We start from the raw sequence: 18830 nt of genomic DNA, 5'->3' as shown, positions 1-18830 counted from the left end.
TTCTTCGGACGGCGAAAATCTCCACCCTTCCTTGACAATCAATATATATGCACAATTAATTAATGAATTTATTATACGAGGAGAAAGAAGATATGGAAAGAAGAGATTTCTTTAAGCTCGCGGGGATAGCAGCGGTGGCGACAGGCGCGGCTTCTGCTGGGATTACCGGCTATCTGAACGGTGCTGATCCTTCTACCAACACTGGTTGGGAGAAGGAGAGCGTTGAACCAGGCGAACTTTTTGACCGCACCCCGTTTGAAACGGATCAACTCCCTTTCAATAAGGTAGGAACGCCAAAACGCGTAGAGATGTACGCAGATACGATGCTCCGCAGGTCAACCCTAAGCAAGGCTTTTGACGTACCGGAGGGAATGAAATTCGATGCTTATCTCAAGTCGGTGGTAGATGTAAACAATCTAGCGAATACGCCCTTAAGTATTCTAAAAGATAAGGATTTGGCTGCATTCTATCAGGGTGTCCTTGATCGGGACGGTTGGAACTATTTTGCGGAAGATCTAAGGCATATTCTGGAAGTCCTGCCTAGATCCGCCCGGATCAACGCTGAGACAGCCTTCGATATGTCCATAGCCAGCGCTTACTTTTTCTCACAGAGCGTTCATATGGGTTATCATGTTTCCAGGGTTTCTTCCAAGGATAGCGATTTTCAAGGCGTAGCCAAAAAAAGGTACGAGGTCAAAGATCCTAAAGAAATGAGCAGACTCATTAAAAAAATTGGAACCTTATTTGGCTCACCGATCGTGCGCATTGTCAAAATCAATCCTGAATGGAGCTATGAACGGGCCCCGGACAGTATCCGTGGTTATAAACGCGGAGAGCCCATCGATATCCCGGAGCATTGGCAATACGGGATTATTATGGGCCAACCTCTTTCGTGGGAGACGATTAAAGGATCTCCTATCTATTCCCATTCTTTAGAGGGTTATGGTAATTCAAGCATTTATGCTGCAAGAATGTCGGAGTTTGTGAAAAGGCTCGGTTATCCCGCCAGGGAAAACTCCCCTCACGCTCGGTATGAGTTCATTATGCCGCCGCATTTGGTGGCTGCCGGAGTAGGAGAGCAGGGACGAAATGGACTTGTCATAACACCGGAATTCGGGCCGGACTTCCGTCCAAATATGGTTGTAACTAACCTGCCTTTAGAGCCTGACAAACCGATCGACATCGGTGTGCGGAATTTCTGTATGAACTGTAAGATCTGTGCTGAGCAGTGCCCAAGCGGTTCTATTTCCCTCGACGGACCCAAGGAGATTGGTGGCCGTGGTTATGACGGATGGCAGATCAATGCAGCGCAATGCCATAATTTCTGGCTGGAAGTTCCCATCAATGGCTGCCGTGTCTGTCTTGCAGTATGTCCATTTGCTAAAAAATCCAACTGGCTGCATACTACTGCCAGAGATATTGCGATACGCGACCGCACCGGTTTAACAGCCAAGGGCCTTACCTGGATGGAGAGGGCTTTCTATGGGGAGAATACGCCAGAACATTATCATTATAAGGAAGGCTCACGTCAATATGGCCTCGTCGGTGAGAAACCGTGGTTCTTTGAATCTAAAGATTTCTTAAAAGAAAGTTAGAAAAGGAGGTAAGGAAATGTTTGGACTTATTATTAACAGTTTGGTTATAATTAGCCTTCTGATAGCAATCTACGCCTTGTTTAATTATCAAAAAGAAAAGGGCGAAAAATTGGCGTGGTGGAAATGGACGCTGTCAATTCTATGGCTGCTTACCGTACTGATTGTTTTTGCCTTTATCGGAACAGCGATCGGTGAGGGGTCGCCCCAGGTGGCCTTACGTGGCGGCATTACATTCCTGGTTTTGTTAGCGATCAGCGGTGTCGTATTTTTCCGGCTCTTTTTTGTGGGTATAAAAAGAAAACAAAGAATTAATGAACCAGTCGAACAGGACGTTAATTAGAAAGTCTGATAATTTTACGGACCCCCACGGAGGTATTTTGGGGAATGCAAAGAAAGTGGATCATTACAGGTGTGGCTATTATCTTTTTGATTGGGGGCTATATCTATGGAATCAGCCAACAAAAAATGGATGAGAAAGTGATAGCCGGCTTGTACAAACAATTAACTCCGGAAGCAGCAAGGTTTGAGCCGATGACCGACAGTTCGGCCCAGGCATTCGATGTAACCGGTAAGCTCATCGCTTATGTCGGTCTCAGTTCCCATAATGGCTATGGCGGTCCGATGTTGGTTGGCACCATCGTTGATCCTTCGGGTAAATTGAGGGAACCGGTGATTTTAAGGAACAATGAGACCCCCTCCTTCTTGATGCGTCTGGCTGCTGGCGGGTACTATAAACAATATAAGGATTTACCCGCCAACAGCATCCTGATGTTAAATCAGGACTTAGATGCCATTACCGGCGCGACTTTGGCCAGCCGTGCTGTGAGCGACAGCGTAAGAGAGAGTGCGCACAGTATAGCCCGCGTAGCGTTTCATCAGAATCCGGAACAGCCTGTAGCTCAGTGGCAATTTGGTATGAAAGAAATGATGGCTATCTTGCTGTTTGCTATGAGTTTTGTTATTTACAAAGTCAAAAAACTTCAGAAGTATCGTTTGATATTCTTAGGAGCCAGTACTATTATTCTCGGATTTTGGCTGAACAGATCGCTGTCTGTTGCCCAGTTCTCTTCGTTGTTTTTAGGATATTTGCCTTCACCCAAAACGAATTTGCTATTTTATATCGTTCTGGCAGGCGTTATCGCACCCATTCTTTTTTCCGGCAAAAATTTATATTGCCTCTATGTTTGTCCATTTTGCGGGCTACAAGAAGCGGCTCACAAAATAAGCGGTAAAAACATACCGCTCCGAAAAGCGCGAATATGGCTCGCCAGGTTACGCAATCTGTTATTATTTGCGGTCCTGATGGGAGCGGTGATAACCGCCAAGGTCAACGCAATAACTTATGAGCCGTTTGGGGTCGCCTTTGGACTGGATTTAAAAGCGCAAAATTATTTGTGGTATATTTTGTTTGCTGCGCTTATATCTGCTTTTTTGTTCCGAAAATTGTGGTGCGTGGGATTCTGTCCGGCCGGTGCTTTTTTGGATATACTCGAGGACCTGGTCAAAGCTATTCGAAAGAGATGCTCTAATTTTAAAGAAAAGGATATATTTGACAAGCAGGAGAAGTCTGCTCTGATAAAGTGAAGCTGCTTAATTCCTATAGTCTCACTACTTGGATATTAAGGCTTAAGGATACACCTCTTGAGGCGGTGGGTTAGATTCCATGATCCCCTGCTTGAAGGGGGTATTTTTTATATCTTCTTATTTTTCGGCATATTATTTGAAACCATCATTTTTTTAATCTAAGTATAGCAGGTAGTTAATCCAGGTTTGTTAACTGTCCTGCTTACCAAGACTATTCAACTTAATGTAGATTTTTTGAAGATGGCATGGTACGATTATCTAAGAAAAGTTATCCAGCGCTAACTTTGTTAATGCGTACGTAATGATTATCTCCGTATCATTTATTTTGGAGGGGGAAGTTATCGTATGAATGAGATTATCAAAGATTACTGCATAATCCCAGATAATTTTTATCCTGTCAAAGGTCTTCAAAAATATGTCCATATGGGCGTACTACGTAAATATCAAAAAGGAGAGTTTATTATCCCGGCTGGAGAAAAAATTGACAGAGTCATTTATGTGGTTTCAGGAAAGGTAAGTTTAAACTTTTTTGAAGATAAAAAACAAAAAATAATGTTTTATGCTTGCCGTCATGGTGTCGTTGATAATTTGTTTTCGTATCAAGTAATTCTTGGGAACATTGTCGCAGAAGAAAACAGTACGGTTTGTTTTTTCTCAAAAGAACAACTATATGAAATATTTAGAAAAGATGATGAAACACATGACGAATTTATTACAAATCTTACGTGCAAATGTAGTTTCTTTATGTATGTTGCCAAGGAGATGGACTTTTATAGTCCATCTGCCAGGGTTTTGAGACTAATCAATGAACTTTGCTTAAGCAAAGGAAAGTTAGTTAATGATGTCTATAAAATAGATATTAAGTTAACACAGAAGATGATTTCAGAAATAACAGGTGTTCATTCGGTGACAGTCTGTAAAATTCTTGGATGGCTGAAGAAAGAGAAAATTATGCGGAAGACTTCGGATAAAATCATTATCTATGACTTGCAAAGGCTTAAAGATGCCATTGACATGAATCTGAAATATTATATGTAATGCCCCAAAAGACTGCATAAAGGTGCTAACAAACCCCATGATCAAAATAATTCATGGGGTTTGCTTTTTTCTAAAAAGAAAAATCAACATCACAAATGCCAGGTTTATAAATAATTTTGGAATCTAATTATTTTAAAAATCTTAAAAACTGCTAATATCCAAAATTGAAAAAGAATTAAAATGAACTTGATAAAGTTATATCATCAATCGAATAAGTCAAGAGGGAGGTGAAAGAAATGAGTACATTCTTAATTTTTTTGGCGGGAATTCTTTTCTTAGCCGGTGGCCTTTTTATCAAACCTCGCGCGAAGCAGGATAAAACCTGGAAAACGGTAATTATTTGGATCTTATATATTATTTTCTTTGCTGTTGCTTGTATGGGGATTTCCTTTGTTTACATCAATGCCAGTGTCGGACATGTCAAAGCTACAAGTACAGCGATATTCCTGTTTGGGGGGATTTCGCTGATTCTGGCTGTCGTCTTAGCCCGTGTATTAGGATTTATCGGTGCAAAGAAAAAGGTCAATAATTCATTACAGGCTTAAAGGAGGAAAATGAATGTCCATAAATTCAGGTAATAAAGAAAAAGGACTCCGTCAGGAGGCTTCAGTGAGCCGCCGCGGTTTTCTGAAAACCGGGGTAGCCGCAGCTGCGCTGGGCGTGATGGGTGCGATTGCAGCGCCATCCAAGATGGCCAACGCAGCATCAGCAAGTTTAAGCTATCAACCCGCCAAAGGACAATGGTCGAAATTGCGTCCTGTTAACAACTATGGCGGTGCTTCTGTACGTTATGCTGAAATTAACGATCAATGGTTAGGTACATCCAAACTTGTTGGGCCAGTAATTCAAACAAACGAGAAAGACGCTGGATTTGCTTTAGCTTTCAGAGGATTATTAGGCGATAAAGCAAAGTACGGATTAATTTCACAAGGCAAAAGATATCCTATGGCGGCTTCTTTTCAAGTACCGATGTCACCACTTGCTTCAGCGGCAATGGTCAGTGGCAAGCCAAATCCAAACAAATTCGAGATTCCGGACCCGGAACAGATGTCCCAACATATTAAAGATTTCGGGTATTATCTTCGATGCGACGAGGTGGGTATCGGCGTTATGCCTCATTACGCTTATTATAAAGGTACCCAAGCCCCACCTTTAGGTGCTTATGTTACCGGCGCTGTCCCATCTCAGGCGCCAATGACTGATGTTCCTATCAAAGATAAATTACCTTACGTTATTTGTTTGGCAGTAGAGCAGCATTTGGAAACGAGTATGGCATCTACAGGGTATGACGGTATTGCAGTTGTCCAATCCATGCGGTCCTACCATGCTGCTGCCAATGCGGCGGTCATCATGGCAAATTATATTCGTAGCCTGGGTTATAATGCCAGGGCACAGCATTATGTAAATTACGAGGTTGTTATAACGCCTTGTCTAATCGCTGCCGGAATGGGCGAACTTACCCGAACAGGTGACTCTGCGGCCCATCCCCGTATTGGTTTCCGCCATAAATCTTCGGCAGTTACGACAGATTTGCCTTTGGTAGCAGATAAACCAATTGATTTTGGCATGCTGGATTTCTGCAGAGTATGTAAAAAGTGTGCGGATAACTGTCCTGCCCAAGCGATTACCTTTGATGATGATCCTATACCGCATAATGGTTACCTCCGTTGGAATAGCGATTCTAAGAAGTGTGCGGTATTCCGCTGTGCTAACGATGAGGGTGTTAACTGCGGAAGATGTATCAAAGTATGTCCCTGGAATTCCAAGGAAGACTCCTGGTTCCATGAGGCCGGACTGTGGATTGGCAGTAAAGGCGAGACAGCTTCAACATTTCTTAAAACAATTGACGATATGTTTGGCTACGGAACCGAAGATCTTACCCAATATCAATGGTGGCTGGAGTGGCCGGAAAATTATAAATTTCAGATACCAGTTAAGTGATATTGCTTAATTTGTGATTTATTTTAAGAGGGTGTCCTGAAAGTACTAAAAACTTTTAGGGCATCTTTTTTATGCAGTGGACCTTCAGAAAATCCTCTGGAATTGCATCGCGTTTCTTACCAGAATTCTTATTATTGGGATAAAATACCACGTATTTTTCAATTGCCTATTTTATAAGAGAGATAAAACCACTTAGATTATAGTCCTAAATTAAATTTGAATATTTTAGTGTTTGTTAATATTCGTAAGAATTATTTTGTCAATAACCTCTTCCAATTTGCTTGAATTATATAAGCAGAAAAGCAAATAATATAGTGTACAAAATTTTCTTATGAATATTATTAACCTACGTTAATAATATAGTTTTGTTTTTTAGTATATGCTATTATTAATTTAGCGTATGTAAACAATTATCCTATAGACGACATAAATTTTTTGCCATATTTATATTTTAAAGGGGTGAATAATTATGAAGGAAACTCTGAAAGAGCAACTTATCCCAGATTCTTTTCATCCTATAGAAAGATTGCAGAATTTTGTCCATATGGGGGTAGTCCGTAATTATCAAAAAGGAGAAACCGTTGTATTGCCTGGAGAAACGATAAATAGAATAATATATGTGATTTCCGGCAAACTTACTGTAAATTTTCTTAATGATGACGGAAGGCAAAAATTAATGTACAAAGCCGGGAAATATTCTATCGTTGATCGGCTATTTCCGTCAGAAAATTGCTTTGTTCATGTTATTTCAGAAGAAAAAAGTAAAATTTGTTTTTTTACCAAAGAGCAGCTTTTTATGATCCTTAAACAGGATGATGAAATGCTTAATGAATTTATTGTGAACTATTCATCAAAATGTTTTCATTTTATGAATGGATCAAAGGAGATGGCCCTTTACAATCCATCCGTTCGCGTTTTGCGATTGCTTCATGAATTATGCCTTACTGAAGGTAAAGAAGTTGATGATAACGTCTATGAAATAGATGTCAAATTATCTCAAAGGGCTATTTCAGAAATAACGGGTGTTCATTTTGTTACGATTTGCAGAGTATTTAGTTGGCTGAAAAAAGAAAATATTTTGCAAAAGACAACAAGTAAAATTATTATTAATGATTTGGAGAGGCTTAAAGAAATAATCAATGAGAACAGTAAAAACTAAACACCGGCAGCGGTGTTTTTTTCAATATTAAAACGTAGAACTTAGTATAGATTAATTTTTTTATGACTTTAGCTAGATCTTAGCCTATGCTAAAAAAGGTTATTAAAGAAATTATTAGAATTTGCTTTGGGAACTCTTTTGCGGGGAGGGGACAAAAATGGAAAGGGTAATAAGCAATCACTATAGTATTCTGCCAGGTAATTTTTATCCGATTTTGAAACTATGTAATTATACGCATTTGGGGGTCATACGTAATTATCGCAAAGGAGATACGATTGTTTTGCCTGGAGAGATCATTAATAAAGTTGTCTTTGTGCTTTCGGGAAAATTGGGTATTAGCTTTATGAATGATGATGGAAGGCAAAAGTTTATGTTTTACGCTGACCCTTTTACTTTTGCGGACCGATTATTTGCCATTGAGGAATGTTTTGTTCATGTTGTTTCAGAGGAAAGGAGTACGGTTTGCTTCTTCGATAAAGAACAACTTCTTAGTATATTTCAACAGGATGAAGAAGTTCTTATTGAATTTATTACATGTTATGCATCCAAATGCACTTATTTTATGCGTGAATCTAAAGAAATGGCAATTTATAAACCATCAGTCCGGGTCTTAAGGTTGCTTTATGAACTCTGCCGTCAGAAGGGAAAAGAAGTTGACCAGGTTGACCATGTTTATGAGATTGATGAAAGAGTATCGCAGAAGGCAATATCTGAAATAACCGGTGTTCATTTTGTGACTATCTGTAAATTATTTCGCTATCTGAAAAAAGAGAATATTCTGAAGAAGAATTCAGGCAAGATCATCATTTATGATTTGCCACGGTTACAAAATTTGATTGAAGAGTGGATGAAAACCTAAACACAGCCGAAAGACGCTTTTTAGACTGTCGACAAAGTCATTGTCGGCATTCTTTTTATTTATACCATTATAAAAAAATAAACTGTAAAGAAAAATTCTTATACTAGACTAAGTCTGGTTTTGTTAAATCTAATACAATGTTAATTAATTAAGATATTATTAACGAGAAGGTAAAAGGAGGTGTAAAACAATGAGTACTTTTTTGATTTTCTTAGCGGGTGTCCTTTTTTTAGCCGGTATCCTTTTTATCAAGCCGCGCGCTGCTAAAAATAAAATTTGGCAGACAGTGCTGGTATGGGCCCTATTTGTCGTTTGGTATTTCATCACATGGATTGGAATTTCGTTTGTTTACATTAATGCCAGCGTAGGGCACGTTAAAGCGACAAGCACCGCAATCTTCTTATTTGGAGGAATTTCCGTGGTGCTGGCTATCATCTTAGCGCGTATCTTGGGATTCATCACGATGAAGAAAAAAGTAGACCATACGACACAAGCTTAAAGGAGGAGAACTGATGTCAGAGATTCCGGAAAAAAATAATAAAAAACCCAATCAGCAAACACGCTTAAGCCGACGGGGTTTTTTAAAGGCAAGTGCAGGGGCCGCTGCAACGGCCCTTGGCGTGGTGGGAGCAATTACAAGCTCGCCCGGAGTGGCAAACGCTGTAATTGATCTCGGGTATAGAAACTCATTATATAAACAAATGGATTATACACCAATAAAGGGCCAATGGTCAAAATTAAAGCCGAAAATGGATTACGGCGGTGCCTCAGTTCGTTTTGTAGAACATAATGATCAATGGCTTGGAACATCTCAGATTATTGGAAAAGTAGAAAGAACGAATGAATCTGACGGTGGATTTCCATATGCAATTCGAGGATTGCTGGGAACGAAGTCCCAATATGGATTTGTTTCGCAGGCGATAAGATATCCTCTCGGGGATGCCTTGATGCTTCCAACGCAGGAAATAAGCAAACCAAATATTGTAGGTGGTACTCCGAAACCGGAAAAACTTCCGATTCCTGATCCGGAACAAATGTCTATGCATATCAAAGATCTTGCATATTATTTGAGAGCAGATGAAGTAGGGATCGGGAAAATGCCATCCTATGGCTACTACAAAGCTGTTATGGATCCGCCTGAAGGAGCCTATGCTGCCGGCATTGTTACCCTTGAAACCCCTTATGTAGATGTACCTGTTACGGAGTCAATGCCTTACGTTATTTGTGTTGCTGTAGAACAGCATTGGGAGACTTATGCGGCTTCAACGGGGTATGACGGAATTTCCCTTGAGCAGTCATTCCGCAGTTATCACGCTACAGCCAATATTTCTGTCGTCATGGCACAATACATTCGTAACTTAGGCTATCATGCCAGGGCTCATCATTTTGGAAATTATGAAGCAGTTATGGGGCCTTTATTAATTGCGGCGGGTATGGGAGAGCTTACCCGTACAGGGGACTGTGTAGCGCATCCAAGAATGGGTTTCAGAAATAAAGTAGCGGCAGTTACGACAGATCTACCTTTGTTACCAGATAAACCCATTGACTTTGGCATGTTGGATTTCTGCAGGGTATGTAAAAAATGTGCCGAAACCTGCCCAAACCAAGCGATAACCTATGATGTGGATCCTGTTGAATTTAACGGCTATATGCGCTGGAATACCGATGCATATAAATGTGCAGCATTTAGAACCGGTAATGAGGAAGGCGTTAACTGCGGCAGATGTGTAAAAACCTGTCCGTGGAATTCTAAGGAAAAATCCTGGTTCCATGATCTCGGAATATGGATCGGCAGCAAGGGAGAGACAGCTTCATCATTGCTTAAAAATATTGATGACATGTTTGGTTATGGAACGGAAGAAATCACCCGATATAAGTGGTGGCTGGAATGGCCGGAAATGTATAAGATCAGAATACCGGCAGATAAACAATAGATACTATTTTCTAAACAAGAAGCTGTTGCCAACAATTTTATGGTTTGTTGGCAGCAGCTTCTTATATTTCAAGGCCTAGTAAAATACTCAATCTGTTTCGGCATACAATCTGTCAAAATAAGATATGACCATTTTGTTAACAATGATAAAAAATATTTAGTAGCAACGAAGAAAATATTAACAGCCGATAATGCCCAACATTTAATAATGAGTACAATGAAGCGTGTAAGAGATACAATTCGCAAGATTAAAGGAGGTGAAAAAATGAGCACTTTGTTAATTTTCCTGGCTGGTATTCTTTTTTTAGCGGGGATTCTTTTTGTTAAGCCCAGAGCTAAGCAAAATAAAACATGGCAAACCGTGGCTGTTTGGGTGACCTTTATTATTTGGTTTTTTATAACATGCATAGGGGTATCATTTGTTTACATTAACGCCAGCGTAGGACACGTCAAGGCCACAAGCACAGCTATCTTTCTATTTGGTGGGATCTCGGTAGTACTGGCCATCGTATTAGCCCGTGTTCTAGGATTTATTGGTATGAAAAAGAAGGTCAACGAGTCTATAAAGGCTTGAGGGGAGGAAAATTGATGTCGGATTCCGAAAGCAAAAAGCTGCCTGGGCAGGTAAACCGCCGCGGCTTTTTGAAAACCGGTGTGGCTGCCGCAGCCATGGGCGTAATGGGAGCGATTGCAGCTCCATCGAAGATAGCAAATGCGACTGTAAGTACCCTAAACTATACGCCAGCAAAGGGAAAATGGTCAAAACTTCGTCCTGTAAATAATTATGGCGGTGCTTCAGTAAGTTTTGTCGAGCATAACGACCAGTGGTTGGGAACAAGTAAGATTGTGGGAACTATTCAAAGGTCAAGTGAATATGACTCGGGTTTCACTTTGGCTCTCAGAGGATTATTAGGTGAGAAGGCAAGATGGGGATTTTTAACCCAAACCAAGAGATATCCCTTAACAGATGGCATAGGCTGGGCCATAGGGCCAATCAGCCTGGATGAGATTTGTATTGGGGTCCCGAATGCCGAGAAACTTCCGATTCCCGATCCGGAGCAAATGTCCCAACATATCAAAGACGTTGCGTATTATCTCAGGGCAGATGAAGTTGGTATCGGCAATATGCCGTCGTATGCTTATTACGGCTTTAAGCAGGTTCCGCCGCAGGGACTCTTTCCTGCAGGCATCGTTCCGCCGGATACGCCGATCCATCAGATCCCGAACACAGAGCCGGATTTGCCTTATGTTATTACGTTTGCAGTGGAACAACATTTGGAAACCTATCTGGCATCGACCGGTTATGATGGGATTTCCGTATCCCAGTCATTCCGGTGTTATCACGCCGTAGCGAATATTGCGGTTATTATGGCCCGATATATTCGGACTTTAGGTTACAATGCCAGGGCGCATCACTTTGGCAACTATGATCTCGCCGTTCCGCCGGCTCTTATCGCTTCCGGAATGGGTGAGCTCAGCCGTACGGGAGACTGCGTTGCTCATCCCAGAATGGGATTCCGTAACAAATGCGGTGCAGTCACCACAGATCTTCCGCTCTTGCCCGATAAACCTATTGATTTCGGACTATTGGATTTCTGCCGGGTTTGCAAAAAATGTGCAGAAACCTGTCCAAGCCAAGCTATCAGTTACGATAAAGATCCTGTGGAACAAAACGGTTACATGCGTTGGAACAGCGATATGAAGAAATGCGCTCAATTCCGGGCCGGCAATGACGAAGGTGTCAACTGCGGCAGATGTGTAAAAGTCTGTCCGTGGAATTCTAAAGAAGACTCTTGGTTCCATGAAGCAGGCTTGTGGATTGGCAGCAAGGGTGAGGCCGCTTCGTCACTGTTAAAAAGCATTGATGATATGTTCGGTTACGGTACTGAAGAGATTACCCAGTATAAATGGTGGCTGGAATGGCCTGAACTTTATAAAATCAATATTCCCAGTTAATTGAATTAACTTAATTTCTAAGTATTACTAAGAGGCACGTTATTGAACGTGCCTCTTAGTAATACTTAATCTAATAGTAGAAAGAATTATCTTTTTCTGAGTATTGCAGACCTGTCAGAGGAAATACTAAAAGTGTAAAACTCAAGGTTTTAGTTATATATTAAATTAAAATAGCAAAAATAATTGTATAATAAATTTAAGTATAATGTGAAATATATGCACTTGCTTTGTATTGCTTTTTAAGTACGGTATTTGGTTTATCTGTTCTTCCTGGCGCGGACTAGATTCAATTGTTACGTTTTTAATTGTTTTCTGGTGTAGAATTTGGTTGCGAGACGTATCTGTTATTACAAGAGGGATTTAGTGGGTGGCAAAATAAATCCTGGGGATGGTAATAATTAGGAAGGAGGAAGCGTATGCAATACGATTATGGAAGATGCGAGGGGGCAAGGGCTATTCCTGACACTTTCTATCCGATTGAAAAACTGAGGGAATTCACGCATATAGGAGTAGTAAAAACCTATGCTAAGGACAGTAATGTGATCTTACCGGGAGGTAAGGATTATATGCTGGTTTATGTGCTTTCCGGAAGGATAAGTTTGAACTTGATGACGGAAGACGGCAGGGAAAGAGTGATTTATTTTTCAGGAGAAAATGGAATTTTGGGTCGTTTGTATAAGATGGAAAGTGAAAATGATGCTTATGCGGTTGCCATAGAAGATTCTAAAGTATGTCTTTTTTTCGAAGAGCATCTCAGAATTATTTTCCGTCAAGATGAAGACATGATCTTTGAAGTGCTTAGAAATTGTCTTTCCAAAGTAAGTTATTATATGAGACAAACGATAGAAAGAGACTTTTACAATCCAACGATTAGAATCTTAAGATTGCTGAATGGACTTTATCTTACCAATGGAATATCGGTAGGAGATTCTTACGAAATACGTATGGACTTATCATTGCAATTTATCTCTGAGATAACAGGAGCACATTATGTTACAGTCTCCAAAGTATTAAAGTATTTAAAGGAGCAAAAAATTATTGAAAAGAAGAAAGACAAAATAATTATTCATGATCTGGAAAAACTTAAAGAATTAACCCATGAGAAGCATATTTATAAATATATTTATTAGAATTAAGTTTGACAATTCATTTTGTACAGATTATTTTTTGAATTCCATTTCATTAGAGAGATGGAGTATTTTTTTTGTATTATTGCAGATTGCCGGTGTCTCTATTGAATTTTCCAGTCAACAGTTCAGCAAAAATATTTTGTAGATGTATAGTTTTTAGTTATACAACTAAGCTTCACTCAAAATTATTAAATACAATGTACCTATAGTCATCACAACTGAATCATGAAAAGGGAGGTGAAAATGATGGGTACATTCTTAATTTTTTTAGCAGGCGTATTATTCTTGGCCGGTATTTTATTTATTAAACCTCGCGCTAAACGTGAACAAATGTGGAAAACAGTAGTTAATTGGGCCTTGTTTGTTATCTGGTATGGGATTACCTGGATGGGGATTTCTTTTGTCTACATGAACGCATCGGTTGGACATGTCAAAGCAACAAGCACAGCGATATTCCTGTTTCTGGGGATATCTGTGGTTCTTGCCGTTGTTCAGGCCCGCCTGCTGGGATTCATTGGTGTGAGAAAAGCGGGGAGTACAGGTGAATTACAAGTTTGATAGGATGTGAAAACATGGTGGCTTTCGAACAAGAAAAAAAGGTTCAAGTAAGCCGCAGAAATTTTATCAAAGTCAGTGTCGGAGCTGCGGTTCTGGGGGCGGCGGTAGCTCTGAGAGCACCCATCGTAGCGGCGGGTGCGGTTGGCGAGAGCGTGAAGTATACGCCTGCGGCAAAGGGACAATGGTCCAAACTGCATCCGGTGCATGACATGGGTAGCGCAACAATACGTTTTGTAGAACATAATGACCAGTGGTTGGGAACCTCAAAGATAATAGGTCCAATCAAAAATCCAAGCGAATACGATGGAGGATTTGAACAGATTGCCGCGGGGAAAGTCAGTCAAAGGGGTCAATTGGGGCTTTATAACATGAATACCAAGGATCCTTTTGGCAGTGCAATCATCATGGGAGCCGGTATGGTGGCAGGTTTTCTGGAAGGCATTCCTGCCCCGAAGAAAATGGAGATTCCTGATCCTGAGCAAATGTCACAACACATTAAGGATGTTGCCTATTTTTTGCGGGCTGATGATGTAGGTATAGGCAGGATGCCTTCGTATGCCTACTATGATACCAAATGTATTTATCCGCCTTTTCCGGGAAGACAGTACGTGGAGTTGCCCAGAGAACAATTGGTAAGGCCGGTGACCGAACGCCTGCCGTATGCAATCGTGGTTATGGTTGACCAGCATTTGGAGACAATGCTTGCTTCGACAGGTTATGACGCGATCAGCATTTCTCAGTCCTTTAGGGGCTATCACGCAACTGGGGTTATTTCCGCTATTTTAGCCCAATATATTCGGAATCTTGGTTATAATGCCAGGGCAAATTATGCTGTGGATTATAACGGTGTCATGCCGCCTGTTATTATAGCCGCAGGATTAGGAGAACTATCCCGTACAGGCGATTGTACAATTCACCCCCGGTTAGGATTCCGCCATAAAGTTGCTGCGGTCACTACGGATTTGCCGCTTGCACCGGATAAGCCAATTGATTTTGGGTTACTCGACTTCTGCCGCATATGTAAGAAATGTGCGGAAAATTGTCCTGCCGGAGCTATCAACATTGATAGTGATATGGGTCAGTATAACGGCTATTTGCGTTGGAACAATGACACGAACAAATGTGCCGAATTCCGGGCCAGTAATGAAGACGGTGTTTGCTGTGGACGGTGCATGAAGGTCTGTCCCTGGAATTCCAAAGAGGAATCCTGGTTTCATCAAGCTGGTACCTGGATTGGAAGCAAAAATGAAACATCATCAAAATTATTAAAATCGATTGATGATATGTTCGGGTATGGCACAGAAACCATCAATAAATATAAATGGTGGCTGGAGTGGCCTGAATTGTATAAGATCCCTCCTGTAAGCATCTTGACTGAACCCTTGCCTCCGGATCCCATTTTTTCGGCATTAGGGAAAAATAGACAGTGAAAAAACGGAAAGTTTAAGTACACTACAAGCTTGATTGGAGTGAAAAAAATGAGTGATGAAGATGGAAAGAGTTATCACGTAAACCGCAGAAATTTTCTCAAAGCCGGTGCTGCAGCCACGGCCTTGGGCGTACTTGGAGCAATCAAGGCACCTTCCAAGGCGGCGAATGCGGCGGGAGAAAGTCTGGAGTATACTGCTGCAGTAAAAGGGCAATGGTCCAAGCTGCATCCGGTACATGACCTCGGCAGTGCTGCGGTACGTTATGTAGAAAGCAATGATCAGTGGCTGGGTACCTCAAAAATAGTTGGGAAAATCAAAAATGTCAGTGAAGCAGATAATGGATTTAATCGTGCTACCAGGGGGTTGCTCCCAGATCCCCGGATACAGCTTGCGTCTTTGGCGCTTCCTGCGCATCCTTTTCCATTGGCACAGCTGATGACAGTTTCTTTAGTAGGGCCGGACCCTGTAGTTGAAGGACCGGCCGCCCCAAGAAAATTACCGATACCTGATCCTGAGCAAATGTCACAACATATGAAAGATGCTGCCTATTTCTTGCGCGCTGACGATGTCGCTATCGGAAAAATGCCTGAGTTTGGATATTATTCGGAGAAGATTGTTGACGTTCCCGGGTTATTGAGCAAACCGGTGTCAGAATGTGTTAAACCGGTAACGGAACGGCTGCCCTATGTCATCGCGGTGATAGTTGACCAACACTTGGAAACCATGCTGGCGTCGACTGGATATGATGGGATTAGCGGCTCGCAGTCACTAAGGGGTTATCATGCGGTCGCAAACATTGTTGTCATTTTGGCCAACTATATCCGTGCTCTTGGATATAATGCCCGGGCAAGTCATTTTGTCAATTATGAAGTAGTAATGCCGACGGTTCTCATATCTGCAGGCTTAGGGGAAATGTCCCGTGCCGGTGATTGTACAGTTCATCCCCGTTTGGGATTCCGGCATAAAGCGGCTGCTGTAACCACTGATTTGCCACTGGCGCCTGATAAACCGATTGATTTTGGGATCCAGGATTTCTGCAGGGTATGTAAAAAATGTGCGGAAAACTGTCCGACCCAATCAATTTCGACGGATACGGATCAGACCGAGTACAACGGATATATGCGATGGAACCTGAATAGTGATACCTGTACGCAACTCAGAATAATTAACGAAAACGGTCAAGGCTGCGGGCGGTGCATGAAGGTTTGCCCATGGAACTCCAAGGAGGATTCCTGGTTCCACCAGGCGGGAACCTGGATAGGCAGTCAAAACGAATCTTCTGCGAAATTGCTGAAAGCAATTGACGATATGTTCGGGTATGGAACGGAACAGATAGAGAGATATAAATGGTGGCTGGAGTGGCCCGAATTGTATAAGTATACACCCCCCGATCTTTCAGGACCTGTCTTTAAACATTAAGTCGCCGGATGCGGGAAGTTAAAAATTCGTCAGTAAATAGGTGCTATTAGCGACTGCTGCCAACAAATTTTAATAATTCGTTGGCAACAGCTTATCAAAATATAAAAAGTTCTGATATATTTTGCATGTATAGACATATGAGATACCATTACGAGGCAAAACTGTAGGAGCTAACCAGTATCAAAGAGGAATTAAAAGGAGGATGATTGAAAGTGGTGGATTTGAAAGTACTGACTCAAGCGATGTCCGATTTGGACGAAGACGTGTTAAACAAGGCGATTGATGAAGTACTAAGCAAAGACGATAACGCCGCCGAAGCTCAAGAAGTTGTTAAAGCTTGTCAGCAAGGTATGACGCTCGTGGGTGAGCGTTATGATTCGGGCGAGTACTTTATCGGGGACTTAGTCTTCGCCGGAGAAGTGCTGCAAAACGTCATGGACAAGCTCAAGTCGGCTTTAAGCGTAGGGTCCTCAGCAAAAGGCGGGAAAATTGTCCTGGCCACCGTTTCCGGAGACCTTCATGACATCGGTAAAAATATTTTCAGATCCATGGTAGAAGCCGCAGGCTTCGAGGTAATCGACCTGGGGATCAATGTTCCGGTCAGCCAGATCGTGGACAAGGTAAAAGAGGTTAGCCCTGATATTGTCGGATTAAGCGGCGTACTCACCTTGGCGCTGGACAGTATGAAAGAAACGGTTGATGCGCTTAATGAAGCAGGCCTTAAAAATTCAGTTAAGGTGATTATCGGCGGCGTACCCGTTAATGAGAACGTTTGTAAAAGCATAGGTGCGGACGCCTTTTCGACAAACGCCGCTGAAGGCGTAAAAATTTGTCAAAGGTGGGTGGAATAAATCATGAGCAACGTAATGATGCCGTATCAAGAACGTTCAAACCGTATTTTCAAGACAATAAATTTGGAACAAGCCGACCGTGTTCCTGTGTTAGGCACTTATGGGACATGGTGCGCCTACTATGGAGGTTATACGCCGGCCCAAATCGATATTGATCTGGATAAATGCGCGAAAGCCATTGTGAAAGTAGCCAATGATATTCCGGTAGATATGCTTCATATGGTGTCTAACAGGCCTGCCGTTCTGCTTCAGTCGCTGGGAAGCAAAAGTTATAACTATTTAAGTAAAGATAATATTATCCAGTATAGTGACGAACAAGCCGGGATAATGAGCGAAGACGAATATCCCGAATTTAATATAGATCCGTTAAGATTCATTGTTGAAAAGATTTTACCAAGAAAATTTGCCGAATTGGCGAAGTCTTCTCCCGCGAAAGACGTGGCTTTGGCCAGAGGCGCCATGCACTTTGCAATTTATGGAGCAAAATCGGGGGGAATAACGGGTGTGCTTGCTCAACAGGGAATGCCTCTCTTAGGGGATGGCTTACTTATTCACCCGATGGATTTAATTGCGGATATGTACCGCGGTATTAAAGGAATGTTCGGGGACATGCGCCGCCGCCCGGAGGAAGTCTTAGAAGCGATTGAAGCCTTACTGCCTATTATATTGAGGTTCGGTATGGGACAGGTTCATATGGCGCCGCCGAAAGCGACCCCCAAAGTGCTTTTTCTCCCGATGCATTTGCCAACCATGATAAAACGGACGGATTTTGACAAGTTTTACTGGCCGGCCTTTAAAAAGATGATGGACTTTTTTGCTGCTCAAAACGTCTGTGTTCTTGGATTCTATGAAGGCGACTGGTCACGCTATTACGATCATCTTCAAGAATTGCCGGCGAAGAAATCATTTGGCTGGTTTGAACATGCAAATTTCAAAGAAATTAAGCAAAGTTTGAAAGATACCATGTGCATTGTTGGACTTTTCCCGGCGACTTTACTGCAATATGGAACTGAACAAGAATGTATCGCCAAGGCCAAGGAAATATTGGATATAATGGCCCCCGGCGGCGGATACATTTTTGCCACCGACAGGGAGCTGATTGCAGCACAGGATGGCAAATCAGAAAACATTATCGCCGTAAATAAATTTGTTATGGAGTATGGTATTTATTAATAGGAGGTGGGTTTTGCAATGGAAGATAAATTATTGATCTCTTGGAATGAAATACTTAAACAGCACCCGGAACTTACAGACCAAGATCCCGCTATTGGAATGAGTTGGGATATGGGACAGGAAATGGTTTTTAGCTATTTGTTTATGCTGGCAATCTTTTAGAACAAAGAAAATGCGAAGCCTATCAAACTAGTTTTAGAATCA

Annotated in this window: 19 protein-coding genes; all 19 read left to right on the top strand. The window is 41.7% G+C overall.

Annotated elements, in window-relative coordinates:
* The first annotated feature begins 92 nt into the window (after positions 1 to 92).
* The 19 genes from C1I38_RS03710 (at position 93) to C1I38_RS13985 (ending at position 18788) form a co-directional block, all read left to right on the top strand.
* Entirely contained in the window at positions 93 to 1595 is a 1503-nt protein-coding gene (locus C1I38_RS03710; protein ID WP_158582039.1) for a reductive dehalogenase domain-containing protein, read from the top strand.
* Between the two features lie 16 nt (positions 1596 to 1611).
* The gene (locus C1I38_RS03705) at positions 1612 to 1935 is read left to right on the top strand and encodes a hypothetical protein (protein ID WP_119774750.1); all 324 of its coding nucleotides are present in this window, start codon (positions 1612 to 1614) and stop codon (positions 1933 to 1935) included.
* 44 nt (positions 1936 to 1979) lie between these two features.
* On the top strand, positions 1980 to 3179 hold the full coding sequence (locus C1I38_RS03700; protein ID WP_119774751.1) for a 4Fe-4S binding protein: 1200 nt from the start codon (positions 1980 to 1982) through the stop codon (positions 3177 to 3179).
* A gap of 345 nt (positions 3180 to 3524) precedes the next feature.
* A complete protein-coding gene (locus C1I38_RS03695; protein WP_119774752.1) occupies positions 3525 to 4217 on the top strand; it encodes a Crp/Fnr family transcriptional regulator in 693 nt (230 codons plus the stop codon).
* Positions 4218 to 4453: 236 nt separating this feature from the next.
* Positions 4454 to 4762 carry a dehalogenase gene (locus C1I38_RS03690; protein ID WP_119774753.1) on the top strand — a complete coding sequence of 103 codons (309 nt, stop codon included), beginning with the start codon at positions 4454 to 4456 and terminating at the stop codon, positions 4760 to 4762.
* A 13-nt stretch (positions 4763 to 4775) separates the two neighbouring features.
* On the top strand, positions 4776 to 6158 hold the full coding sequence (locus C1I38_RS03685) for a reductive dehalogenase (RefSeq protein ID WP_119774754.1): 1383 nt from the start codon (positions 4776 to 4778) through the stop codon (positions 6156 to 6158).
* A 469-nt stretch (positions 6159 to 6627) separates the two neighbouring features.
* Positions 6628 to 7317, top strand: a complete 690-nt coding sequence (locus C1I38_RS03680; RefSeq protein WP_131929267.1) for a Crp/Fnr family transcriptional regulator — start codon at positions 6628 to 6630, stop codon at positions 7315 to 7317.
* 157 nt (positions 7318 to 7474) lie between these two features.
* Positions 7475 to 8176, top strand: coding sequence for a Crp/Fnr family transcriptional regulator (locus C1I38_RS03675; protein WP_119774756.1), 702 nt, complete (start codon positions 7475 to 7477; stop codon positions 8174 to 8176).
* A gap of 190 nt (positions 8177 to 8366) precedes the next feature.
* The gene (locus C1I38_RS03670; protein WP_119774757.1) at positions 8367 to 8675 is read left to right on the top strand and encodes a dehalogenase; all 309 of its coding nucleotides are present in this window, start codon (positions 8367 to 8369) and stop codon (positions 8673 to 8675) included.
* Between the two features lie 13 nt (positions 8676 to 8688).
* Entirely contained in the window at positions 8689 to 10110 is a 1422-nt protein-coding gene (locus C1I38_RS03665; RefSeq protein WP_119774758.1) for a reductive dehalogenase, read from the top strand.
* A gap of 264 nt (positions 10111 to 10374) precedes the next feature.
* A complete protein-coding gene (locus tag C1I38_RS03660; protein ID WP_119774767.1) occupies positions 10375 to 10683 on the top strand; it encodes a dehalogenase in 309 nt (102 codons plus the stop codon).
* Between the two features lie 14 nt (positions 10684 to 10697).
* On the top strand, positions 10698 to 12065 hold the full coding sequence (locus tag C1I38_RS03655) for a reductive dehalogenase (RefSeq protein WP_119774759.1): 1368 nt from the start codon (positions 10698 to 10700) through the stop codon (positions 12063 to 12065).
* A 416-nt stretch (positions 12066 to 12481) separates the two neighbouring features.
* Entirely contained in the window at positions 12482 to 13195 is a 714-nt protein-coding gene (locus tag C1I38_RS03650; protein WP_119774602.1) for a Crp/Fnr family transcriptional regulator, read from the top strand.
* Between the two features lie 246 nt (positions 13196 to 13441).
* Positions 13442 to 13753, top strand: coding sequence for a dehalogenase (locus C1I38_RS03645; protein WP_119774603.1), 312 nt, complete (start codon positions 13442 to 13444; stop codon positions 13751 to 13753).
* 17 nt (positions 13754 to 13770) lie between these two features.
* Positions 13771 to 15183, top strand: coding sequence for a reductive dehalogenase (locus C1I38_RS03640; RefSeq protein WP_119774679.1), 1413 nt, complete (start codon positions 13771 to 13773; stop codon positions 15181 to 15183).
* Between the two features lie 48 nt (positions 15184 to 15231).
* Positions 15232 to 16602 (top strand): reductive dehalogenase, encoded by a 1371-nt coding sequence (locus C1I38_RS03635; protein ID WP_119774604.1) that lies wholly within the window; start codon positions 15232 to 15234, stop codon positions 16600 to 16602.
* A gap of 212 nt (positions 16603 to 16814) precedes the next feature.
* On the top strand, positions 16815 to 17453 hold the full coding sequence (locus C1I38_RS03630) for a cobalamin-dependent protein (protein WP_119774605.1): 639 nt from the start codon (positions 16815 to 16817) through the stop codon (positions 17451 to 17453).
* Between the two features lie 3 nt (positions 17454 to 17456).
* The gene (locus C1I38_RS03625; RefSeq protein ID WP_165904895.1) at positions 17457 to 18626 is read left to right on the top strand and encodes a uroporphyrinogen decarboxylase family protein; all 1170 of its coding nucleotides are present in this window, start codon (positions 17457 to 17459) and stop codon (positions 18624 to 18626) included.
* A gap of 18 nt (positions 18627 to 18644) precedes the next feature.
* Positions 18645 to 18788: a hypothetical protein gene (locus C1I38_RS13985; RefSeq protein WP_165904894.1), complete on the top strand. Its 144-nt coding sequence runs from the start codon at positions 18645 to 18647 to the stop codon at positions 18786 to 18788.
* Positions 18789 to 18830: the final 42 nt, after the last annotated feature.

It is taken from the genome of Dehalobacter sp. 12DCB1, from assembly GCF_004343605.1.
Lineage (GTDB): Bacteria > Bacillota > Desulfitobacteriia > Desulfitobacteriales > Syntrophobotulaceae > Dehalobacter.
The sequence above is the reverse complement of the archived record's forward strand: the minus strand, read 5'-3'. Positions and strand labels throughout refer to the sequence as shown.